Origin of the sequence: Moraxella sp. (assembly GCF_030525845.1) — a bacterium.
GTDB lineage: Bacteria > Pseudomonadota > Gammaproteobacteria > Pseudomonadales > Moraxellaceae > Moraxella.
Genome location: NZ_JAUNDY010000006.1, coordinates 98,584 through 107,407, shown reverse-complemented (window position 1 = coordinate 107,407; position 8,824 = coordinate 98,584). Strand labels below are relative to the sequence as shown.

At 45.3% G+C, this 8,824-nt stretch carries 7 protein-coding genes and 1 pseudogene; 4 read left to right on the top strand and 4 right to left on the bottom strand.

Going from position 1 to position 8,824, the window contains the following annotated elements:
• Both Q4B79_RS04105 and Q4B79_RS04100 read right to left on the bottom strand, forming a co-directional pair.
• Nucleotides 1-443: pseudogene (locus tag Q4B79_RS04105) on the bottom strand (lipid A biosynthesis acyltransferase); the annotation flags it as partial.
• Between the two features lie 72 nt (nucleotides 444-515).
• Nucleotides 516-2,465 (bottom strand): ATP-binding cassette domain-containing protein, encoded by a 1,950-nt coding sequence (locus tag Q4B79_RS04100; RefSeq protein WP_303085158.1) that lies wholly within the window; start codon nucleotides 2,463-2,465, stop codon nucleotides 516-518.
• A 75-nt stretch (nucleotides 2,466-2,540) separates the two neighbouring features.
• On the opposite strand from Q4B79_RS04100, the gene Q4B79_RS04095 reads away from it, so the two are divergent.
• Nucleotides 2,541-2,762, top strand: coding sequence for a SlyX family protein (locus tag Q4B79_RS04095; RefSeq protein WP_303085157.1), 222 nt, complete (start codon nucleotides 2,541-2,543; stop codon nucleotides 2,760-2,762).
• Nucleotides 2,763-2,773: 11 nt separating this feature from the next.
• On the opposite strand, the gene Q4B79_RS04090 is transcribed toward Q4B79_RS04095, so the two are convergent.
• Nucleotides 2,774-3,337: a 5-formyltetrahydrofolate cyclo-ligase gene (locus Q4B79_RS04090; protein ID WP_303085156.1), complete on the bottom strand. Its 564-nt coding sequence runs from the start codon at nucleotides 3,335-3,337 to the stop codon at nucleotides 2,774-2,776.
• A 2-nt stretch (nucleotides 3,338-3,339) separates the two neighbouring features.
• The gene (locus tag Q4B79_RS04085; protein ID WP_303085155.1) at nucleotides 3,340-4,053 is read right to left on the bottom strand and encodes a rhomboid family intramembrane serine protease; all 714 of its coding nucleotides are present in this window, start codon (nucleotides 4,051-4,053) and stop codon (nucleotides 3,340-3,342) included.
• 99 nt (nucleotides 4,054-4,152) lie between these two features.
• On the opposite strand from Q4B79_RS04085, the gene cydD reads away from it, so the two are divergent.
• The 3 genes from cydD to Q4B79_RS04070 all read left to right on the top strand — a co-directional run bounded on the left by cydD (nucleotide 4,153) and on the right by Q4B79_RS04070 (nucleotide 8,600).
• Nucleotides 4,153-5,889: a thiol reductant ABC exporter subunit CydD gene (gene cydD, locus Q4B79_RS04080; RefSeq protein WP_303085154.1), complete on the top strand. Its 1,737-nt coding sequence runs from the start codon at nucleotides 4,153-4,155 to the stop codon at nucleotides 5,887-5,889.
• A 3-nt stretch (nucleotides 5,890-5,892) separates the two neighbouring features.
• Nucleotides 5,893-7,587 carry an amino acid ABC transporter ATP-binding/permease protein gene (locus Q4B79_RS04075; RefSeq protein ID WP_303085153.1) on the top strand — a complete coding sequence of 565 codons (1,695 nt, stop codon included), beginning with the start codon at nucleotides 5,893-5,895 and terminating at the stop codon, nucleotides 7,585-7,587.
• Nucleotides 7,588-7,832: 245 nt separating this feature from the next.
• Nucleotides 7,833-8,600, top strand: a complete 768-nt coding sequence (locus Q4B79_RS04070; RefSeq protein ID WP_303085152.1) for a Nif3-like dinuclear metal center hexameric protein — start codon at nucleotides 7,833-7,835, stop codon at nucleotides 8,598-8,600.
• The last annotated feature ends 224 nt before the right edge of the window (nucleotides 8,601-8,824 follow it).

The following is an 8,824-nucleotide window of genomic DNA, read 5'->3' as shown; positions in this document are numbered from 1 at the left end:
GTAAAATGCCCGCCCAATAATATCACGGCTTTATTTTCTTTTTGGGCGGTAATTAAGTGCTGTAAGCCACTAATGCTAAATGTGCGTTTAAACACATTGGGGCGAAACCATGCGTTCAATGTTTCAAAAATACCAATGCCTTGATTGACAAAAACTTGTTTGGCAATTAGGATTTTTTCATCATCGGATTTATCAGGAAAGGCAAGCGTTAAATTGGTCAGCGTATTATTAACCCGTCTTGGAATAAAATGATAAGCCAATTCGCCGATTTTTCGCCCAATCATAAATTGAATGCGTAAGGGCAAATATAAAAGCGGTAAAAATATCAACATAAGTAACCAAATTCCCCAATATTGTGGCTTTAAAAATTGCCACTCAAAGGGAGCTTTGTCCGCCATGCTGGTTTGTTTGTGCGTGTCGGTCAAATTGGGCATTTTTGCCATATCAATTTTTGGGGCATTGACATTATCGCCATGCGTATGGCAACCACCCCCACAGCAAAATTTCTCACTCATTTATTTCCCCAAGCTTTCAAGTTCGTCCCAGCGTTCCAATTTTTCAAGGAGTAATTCATCAATCTCCCCAAGCCGTTCGCTGTACTTTGTGGCAAGTGCCAAATCAGAGACAAACAACGACCCGTCCGCCAGTTTTTCATTCAGCTCAGCTTGTTCTTTTTCAAGCTCAGCAATTTCATTAGGCAAACTTTCAAGTTCTCGCTGTTCTTTATAGGAGAGTTTGCGTTTTTGAGGATTTGCCGAATTATTGGGGTTATCGGGTTTTAGTGTTTCGGTTTTTGCTTTTTCTGTTTTTTCGGTTTTTGGTTTGGGAGTGTCCTTATCGGCTCGCTGTTTTTGTACCAAATAATCTTGATAACCGCCCACATATTCGGTTATCACACCGTTGCCGTCTTTGTCCGTACCAAAAACCCAAGTTTGGGTAACGACATTGTCCATAAACGCACGGTCGTGGCTGATGAGCAAAATCGTCCCATCAAAACCTGCGACATACTCTTCAAGCAGCTCCAAAGTCGCCATATCAAGGTCGTTGGTCGGTTCGTCTAGCACCAAGACATTGGCAGGTTTTAGCAGATTTTTGGCGAGCAGTACCCGTGCCTTTTCACCCCCTGAGAGGGCTTTGACAGGCGTTCTGGCACGATTGGGCGTAAACAAAAAATCTTGCAAATAACCCAAAATGTGCGTTTTGCGTCCATTGATTTCTACATGGTCAGAGCCTTGTCCGACATTTTCGGCAACCGACTTCTCTGGGTCTAATTGGTCTTTTAATTGGTCAAAAAACGACACGGATAAATTTGTGCCAAGTTTGACCGTACCGCCTGTTTTGGCACTCTCATCAAGCCCCAAAATCGTGCGAATCAAGGTCGTTTTACCCACGCCATTTTGCCCGATAATCCCCACTTTATCGCCACGCATGAGCAGGGTGGAAAAATCTTTTACCAAAACTTTGCCATCATATTCTAAGGTTAAGTGACCCACTTCACAGACAATTTTGCCCGATTTTTCGGACACATTTTGGGTCAAAGACACATTGCCCACCACATCACGGCGAGCGGCTCGCTCCTCTCGTAGGGCTTTTAGGGCTCGTACTCGCCCTTCGTTACGAGTTCTACGGGCTTTAATGCCTTGACGAATCCAAACCTCCTCTTGGGCAAGTTTTTTGTCAAACTCTTCAAAGGATTTTTGCTCGCTGGCAAGTTCCAATTCCTTTAATTCTTGATAACGAGCATATCCGCCCACGCCTTGCGAGACATCATAGCTCCCTAATTTACCCCTGTCTAGCTCCACAATGCGAGTGGCAAGATTATCGACAAATTTGCGGTCGTGAGTGATAAATAGCACGGTTAAATTTTGGCTTAATAAATAGCTTTCTAGCCAATCAATACTCTCGACATCAAGGTGGTTGGTTGGCTCATCAAGCAGTAGCACATCAGGCTTAACCACCAACGCACGAGCCAAAAGCACACGGCGTTTGCGACCGCCCGACAAATCAGCAAGACGGTCAGTGGGGTTTAGTCCCATGTTGTCAAGCAAGGTACGGGCATTACGCTGTAAATCCCAGCCGTGCAGGGCGTCAATTTCGTGTTGCAAATGAGCCATCTCATTGCAGGCTTGCATATCGCCAAGCGTGCATTTGTCCGATAACGCATGATAAGTCTTTAATAAATCAGCAACTTTGGCATCGCCCCCCATCACAATGTCAAGAAGCGTGCCGTCATCATTTGGCACATCTTGGGCGAGCATGGCGACACGCAAACCGTCCGCCATGATAATTTCGCCATCATCGGGATTTTGCGTGCCGTCAATGAGTTTAAACAGCGTGGATTTGCCTTCGCCATTTCGCCCAATCAAACAAACCCGCTCGCCTATATCAAGGCTAAAATTAATACGGTCTAAAATGGGGGCAATGCCAAAAGCTAGGGAGACATTTTTAAGATGAATGAGTGCCATAAATGAGTATCTAAGTTGTCTTGTAAATGGTAAAATATTGCCATTATAGCAAATTTTTAAAATCTTGGGGTAAAAATGACAGATTTGGGTACAGAGTTGATTGATTTACAAATAAAAATCGCCTACCTAGAAAATACGGTAGACGACTTAAATGCTGTTGTTACCGACCAAACCTTACACATCAAAGATTTACAAGACCAATTAAAGCTGATTTATCGCTATTTGGAAAATCAACACGGCAATGATGACGGTATCGCTCCATTTGATTTGTTGGCGGATAAACCACCGCATTATTAAAACTGATGGATTTAGCATCGTACAAATGTTTTATCCGTGATGATGATATTGACTTTTTTGTCCCAATCATTGGCGATCAGATTGTCCACCACTTGAAAATGATAGCACCAACCTATTTTTAATCCACGAAAATGTGCAAATGTTCTATCATAAAACCCACCGCCCATACCCAATCGGTTACCGGCTTTATCTACTGCCACCAGTGGACAAATGATGCAGTCTAATTGATTGGCATTTAGGGTGTTTTTTGAAAAGGGCTCTTTCATGCCAAGTTTATGTTTTTTTAAAGGTATTTTTGATAATTCATAAAATATAGGAGCGAATATCAGAGGTTTATTTTGGTGTGTGATGGGTAAATAAGGGATAAATTCGTGTTTTTGACAAAACCGAATGATGGGCGTAGTGGGTAATTCTCCAAAATCATCTAAATACAAACCAATTTTGGCGTGTTTTGGTAGATGTGGCAAAAGTTTGGGTAATTGCAGACTTGCCAAAAATGCCATGTATTGGCGTTGTTTGGTGTTTAGGAATTTTCTTTTTTTTCTGAGGGTTTGGCGTAGTGTGTGAGTATTCATAATTAACCAACCAACAATATTTGAGTTAATGACAGACTAAGGAAATACCAAATAAAAACATACGCAACAATCATCATCATGGCAGTTATCCTAAAACAATAACGATGTTGATAAAATAACACAAAAGACAGTCCTAATATCAAGCCAGAGATTGCTCCGCCAATATGACCTGCATTATCGATGTTTGGTATGGTAAACCCCATCATGATATTAAGTGCCATGATGATAAATAACGAGCGACGATTGAGGTATTTGGCTGCTTTTAATGAGCTAAATGAAATGACCAAAAGTGTCATACCAATACCCATAATACCCCCAGATGCCCCAGCGGAAATAGCGGGGTATTGTCCATTTGTCAGCTGATATAAGCCAATGGATAAATTTAATAAATTTCCGCCCACCACCGATAAAATAAACAGCACAAGAAAACGCCAACGACTAATGATGACTTCTGTTACTTGTCCAAAATAATACATGGCAAAACCATTTAATAACAAATGAATAATACCAATATGTAAAAACCCACTACTTATCAATCGCCAATAATCATCGGTTAATGTCAATGGTAAAAAATTCGCCCCATGATTTAACAAATCTTTATTGCTGGGATTATCGATATTAACCCCTTGCAAAATCTGAATAATAAATACAGCGATAAAACTGCCAATTAACAATAATGTCATGGGGGCGGTGTCAATTAATTTTTTAAAATTCATGTCGTTTATGATGATTTGATTAAAATTAAGGGATAATGCCTTGAAAATCCCCCTAAATTTAGCGATAATGTAGCCTAATTTTTGCCAAAAAACAAGACCATGAGTAACCCCCCCAAATCCAAGCCAAAACGTCGCTCCCAAGAAGACATCATGGCAAATGCCTTTTTAAAAAATACCTTCAAGCCTGTCAAAAAATCCATGATGACAGCATATCTTTTGGACGTGATGAGCGTGCTGGTGCTGGTAGGGCAGACGTGGATATTGGTGCGGATTTTTGAACGGTGGTTTGATGCGTTTACCAGCCAAAGCATGTCAGATGATGGGTATTTTTTGATGGATTTGGGGGCGTTGTTTGTGTGCCTGTGCGTGCGGGCAGGGCTGGGTTATGGGCGAGATTATCTGCTAAGCGAAGCAGGGCTTACGGTTGCCACCAACGTCAAAAAGGCACTGCTTGACAAACTCGGTCAGCTTGGACTGGCAAGGCGGTATTTTGGGTCGGATGGCTCGCTTGCCAGCAAAATGGTCGATGAGCCTGTGCATTTGGTGGGTTATGCCCGTTTTGAAGTCCAAAAAATGACCGCTGTTACCACGCCACTTATTTTGGCGGGGTGCATAAGTTTTTATAGTGTTACTTCTGCGATGATTTTGCTTTTGACTGCACCGCTTGTGCCGATTTTTATGGCGTTTATCGGAATTGCCACCACTCGTAAAAGCCGTGAACAGATGGATGCACTCGCCCAGCTTGGCGGACGTTTTTTGGATTGGATTCGAGGCATGAACACCCTAAGCCGACTGGGAGCAGTGGATGTGGCGGTGTCCGACATTGACAAAAGCAGTGAGACATATCGCCAAAAAACCATGAGTGTGCTTAAAATTGCCTTTTTAAATAGTGCCGTATTAGAATTTTTATCTGCATTGTCCATTGCGTTGGTGGCGGTGTATTTGGGTTTTGGGCTGTTGGGGTTACTACCTTGGGCAAATGGACAAATTTTAACCAGTTATAGGGTTGCACTTTTTATCTTGCTGCTTGTGCCTGAATTTTATGCACCATTACGCCGACTGGGGGCAGAATACCACGTCAAAGGGCAAGCGATGGCGTGTGCCAAAGCGGTTGCTCCCATGCTCAATTTTAAGCATAAAAAACACACAGGACAAGCCCATACCCTAAGTCATGCTCCCAGTTTTGCCCTAAAAAATGTAACGGCGTTTGGTGATGATGGGCGAGTGCGTCTGTCGCCTTTGACGGCTGAGTTTGAGGCAGGGCAAAAAACGGCGGTAATGGGCGAGAGTGGGGCAGGCAAATCCACTTTGCTTCAAATCCTACTGGGCTTTGGGGATTATGAGGGCGATGTGGTGCTGACCGATGGCGATAAAAAAGTGGCTTATCAAGAGACGGATTTGGGGCATTTAAGACAACAATTTGGCTATTTGTCGCAAAGTTTGGCGTTGCTTCCCATGAGTATTGCCGACAATTTACGCCTTGCCAAGCCACACGCCAGCGATGATGAGTTAAAACAAGTCTTGCAATGGGTTGGCATGTGGGAGGTAGTCAATGCCTTGCCACAGGGCATGCACACCATGCTGGGCGAGCGTGGGCGTGGACTGTCGGGCGGTCAGGGGCAACGCCTTGCCATCGCTCAACTGCTACTCCAAGACGCTAAGGTATGGCTACTTGATGAGCCAACGGAGCATTTAGATGCCAAAACGGCTTGGCAAATCAAAGAGCTTTTGTGGCAACTTGGGGCGGACAAAACGGTCATTTGGGTAACGCATGATGAGGATTTTGGCGGGTTTGAGTTTGATAACATACATCGTTTGGGGCAACAAAAGGGGTAAATCATGAAAAATAATCATCATGAGCGGTTTGAACTTCGCCAGCTTTGGACTTCCCAAAAAACGCTGTGGATCATATCATGGGTGCTGGGTATCATTACGGTATTGTCGGTGCTTGGCTTGGTGGCGGTGTCAGGGTGGTTTATCACGATGGCTGGTGTTGCAGGCGTTTTGGCGATTGGGCTCAATTATTTTGCTCCCTCAGCGATGATTCGTGCTTTTGCCCTTAGTCGTACGCTGGCACGCTATGGTGATTTGATGGTGTCGCACCATGCGGTGTTTGAGCTGTTAAAGGAGCTTCGTGTCAGATTTTTTACCGCTTGGGCAAAACAGCCATTATCCGTCCAAGCCCTTGACGACAAAACCAGCAGTCAAAAAATGCACCGTTTGGTCAAAGACATTGATGTGTTAAACGAATTTCCCTTGCGTGTTGTGTCGCCTTTTATCGTGGCAGTCGTGGCGGTGGCAGTCGTGGCGGTGTGCTTGCTCATCAAATTACCCACGCTGTTGGGGGTGGTGCTATCAGGCGTGCTGTGCTCGGTGCTTGTCATTCCTGTACTGATGTGGCGACTTGGTGTGGCGATGGCAGTCAAAGAAGGAGAGCTTGGCGAACGCCAAAAAAGCACGCTTCTTGATACCTTGCCCACGCTCACTCAGCTACTGGTGTGGGGACGGTGGCAAGAGTACATGGCGACATTGGGTCAGCTTGATGATGAGGCTCACACGCTCGTACGCCAATCACACGTCATCAGACGGCGAACCAATCTGATGATACAAATCGTCATTGCGGCGGTGGTGGTTGGGGTACTGTTTGCGGTGCATGAGCCATTTACCCAAACGGCAGTCATGGCAACCGATAATATCCATGTCAGTCGTGGTTTTAACCCTGCATGGGCGTTGGCGTTGGTGCTGGCGGTGTTTGGGCTCATTGAAATTGTCATGGCGTTGGTGGCTGAGCCATTGGCGTATGGACGTAGTATGTATGCCAAAGAGCGGATAAATGCACTCATCACGCCTGTCTCTGCCACGCCCAAAGTGGGTTTGTCCAATCCAAGCCAAGACGAATGGACGCTCATGCTCAATGATGTCGCCATACAAGCTCCAAACGCCATTGTGGTGATTGATAACATTCACGCTCACATCACAAACCAAACCCCCACCCTCATCGTGGGTGCGTCAGGCGTGGGCAAATCCACCCTCCTTGCGACTCTGGCAGGAGAATTTGCCCCTGTCAAAGGCGAGATTATCCTAAACGGACAATCCATGCCAAACATCGATTTTGGGTCGTCGCTTGGGTTTTTGGGGCAGACGGTGGACATTTTTGACCAGACCTTAGCGGACAATTTACGTTTGGGTAAAGCAGGTGCTAGCGATGAGGAACTGTGGGCGGTGCTGGGGCAAGTTGGCTTGGCGGATTGGGTCAAATCCCAACCCAAAGGGCTAGGTACGCCACTTGGCGAATACGGCATGGCACTCTCAGGTGGTCAGGCTCGCCGTGTGGCACTCGCTCGCTTGCTTCTCACGCCAAAGACGGTGCTACTTTTAGATGAGCCATTTGCAGGGCTTGATGACACCACTCGCCGTCATGTGTGGCAAACGCTTACCGATGCTCAAAAGGCAGGTCGGATTGGCATTTTAGTCATCGCCACGCATCAGCTGTGGGCAGAGATGGACGCAGAGGTGCTGGTGGTGGGGGAGTGATTGTCTGGCAAACGTCGTCTTGTCATCATTTGGCTGTTCTAACTGGCGTGATGACATGACAAGAGATGAAATGATGTACAACGACTTTGGTGTGATTTGGCATAAAAAGCATCAGCCTAGCAGTTTGCTTGATTTCTTGTCATCAGTCCTAATTGGCGGTAAATGCTGGGCATGAACCCAAGCGTTTGCTAATTTTGGATAAATGTCGTAATATGAGTCAATTTGAAATAATATTAGGTAGACACATGAAAAAGACCATAACTCCGATTGATTTGACAAAATTTTGTGATGAGCTGTTGCAGGCTGATAAGTTTAGTGATTATTGCCCTAATGGACTGCAAGTGGATACTGGCACACCGATTAACAAGATAGTAACAGGTGTTACAGCATGCCAAGCGCTCATTGATAAGGCGATAGCGTTGGAAGCGCAGGCGATACTGGTGCATCATGGGTATTTTTGGCGAGGCGAGCCTGCTCCTTTGGTGGGTATAAAAGGTCAGCGTATCAAGACGTTATTTGAGCATGGTATCTCACTCATTGCTTACCATCTGCCTTTGGATGCTCATACTGTTCTGGGAAATAATGCTGTGCTGGCAAATGAACTTGACTTAACCATCACAGGGGCGTTGCATCCGCACGAAAAATACCCTGTGGGTAATGTCGCTACTTGTTCGCCTATTTCATCAATGGATTTTGCTCAAAAAATCTCCAAAGTGCTGGGGCGTACCCCTTTGCATATTAGCACCAATCCTGCACGGATTTTAACCAAGATTGGCATCTGTACAGGCGGTGCTCAGGACATGATTGAGCAGGCGTATCAGATGGGTTGTCAGGCTTTTGTCTCTGGGGAGGCATCAGAACGTACCACGCACCTAGCAAGGGAACTTGGGGTGGATTATTTTGGAGCGGGTCATCACGCCACCGAGCGAGGCGGTATTCGTGCGTTGGGCGAGCATGTGACAAAGGCTCTGGGTATGGAAGTGGTTTTTGTGGATATTGACAATCCTGTCTAGGGCGGGGGTTTAAGCAAGGCTTTGTTATTCCTCAATGCTTCATTTTGACGTATCGCTTAAAAATAGGGGGGGGGTGTTGAGCATTGTTATGTCTCTTTAAGAAATACTTATGCCACCCGATATAACACTCCAAAGACAGCCCTTTTGATAAAGCTGATGTCATGCTTTGCAGTATGATTCATGAGGTTTGTCAACCAACACAAAAGTGATGTTTATTCTAAATT